Source organism: Mesorhizobium sp. M00.F.Ca.ET.216.01.1.1 (assembly GCF_004010325.2).
In the GTDB taxonomy this organism is placed as follows: domain Bacteria; phylum Pseudomonadota; class Alphaproteobacteria; order Rhizobiales; family Rhizobiaceae; genus Mesorhizobium.
This window is the reverse complement of sequence record NZ_SADR02000072.1, coordinates 1-1394: the sequence shown is the minus strand read 5'-3', so window position 1 is coordinate 1394 and position 1394 is coordinate 1. Positions and strand designations below refer to the sequence as shown.

Here is a 1394-nt window from a genome sequence, read left to right as displayed (position 1 = left end):
GGAACCGGACGCTTCTTTACCGGGTTCTGCCGCGACTTGACCGAGCGCCACAGGGCAGAGGCAAGGATACAGGAGCAGCAGCAGGAGCTTCTCCACATGGCGCGGTTTACCGCGCTTGGCGAAATGGCCTCGACATTGGCGCATGAGATCAACCAGCCGCTTACGGCGATCACGAACTACCTCAAGGGCAGCCGCCGGCTTCTCGAAAAAAGCGCTGAAGAGCATGCTCCGATGCTGCGAGAGGCCGTCGAAAAAGCAGCGGAGCAGGCCTTGAGGGCCGGAGATGTCATTCGCCATCTCCGGGATTTCGTGGCCAGAGGCGAGAGCGAGCGTAACGTTCAGCGCTTGCCGACGCTGATCGAAGAAGCCTCGTCCTTGGCCCTGGTCGGCGCAAGGGAAGCCGATGTGCGCGTCAGCTACAAGCTTGATCCTGCAGCCGAACTGGTCTTGACCGATCGCATCCAGATTCAGCAGGTTCTGCTCAACCTGATGCGCAACGCGGTGGAGGCCATGCAGGGTGCACCACGCCGTGAGCTGCATGTCATGACCGTTGCCAGGGACGACGGAATGGCCGAAGTGAGTGTGATCGATACGGGCGCTGGTCTGGCGCCGGAGGTCTCGGCCCAGCTTTTCCAGCCTTTCGTCACCACCAAGAAGCAAGGCATGGGAGTCGGTCTCTCGATTTGCCGCACCATCGTCGAATCGCACGGCGGTCACATCTGGGCCGAGGCAATGCCGGCTGGAGGAACCGCTTTCCGGTTCACCTTGCGCATCGTGGATAAGGAAGAGGTCACCAATGGCGGGGAATGATCTTGTGCATGTGGTCGACGACGACATCGAGGTTCGCAAGTCGCTTGGCTTTCTTCTGGCGACGGCCGACTTCGCCGTGCGCCTGCACGAGTCGGCGACGGCTTTCCTGGCTACGGCGCCGGACAAGATCGATGGCTGCATCGTGACTGACGTGCGCATGCCGGGCGTCGACGGCATCGAGTTCCTGCGGCAACTCAAGGCCCGCGGGCATGGGGTCTCGGTCATTGTAATGACGGGTCATGCCGATGTGACGCTCGCTGTTCAGGCGATGAAGGAAGGCGCGACCGATTTTATTGAAAAGCCATTCGACGATAATGCGCTGATCGATGCGATTCGCTCCGCCTTGGACAATCGCAATCAGGCGCCGGCAGCGCATCCTCAATCCACGGAAATTCGCGGTCGCCTGTCGACGCTGTCGGAACGGGAGCGGCAGGTGCTGGATGGTCTTGTGTCTGGCATGCCGAACAAGACGATCGCGTATGATCTGGGGATCAGTCCGCGCACGGTCGAGATCCACCGCGCCAATGTCATGAGTAAGATGGGCGCGAGCAGCCTGTCGCACCTCGTGCGTATGGCGTTGATCG

2 protein-coding genes are annotated in these 1394 nt (G+C 60.9%); both read left to right on the top strand.

Going from position 1 to position 1394, the window contains the following annotated elements; translation table 11 throughout:
- Positions 1-810, top strand: an 810-nt coding sequence (locus EN859_RS35050) for an ATP-binding protein (protein ID WP_127857183.1), incomplete at its 5' end; no start/stop codon positions are given.
- Positions 797-1394, top strand: a 598-nt coding sequence (fixJ, locus tag EN859_RS35045; protein ID WP_135913582.1) for a response regulator FixJ, incomplete at its 3' end; no start/stop codon positions are given. The genes EN859_RS35050 and fixJ, both read left to right, overlap by 14 nt.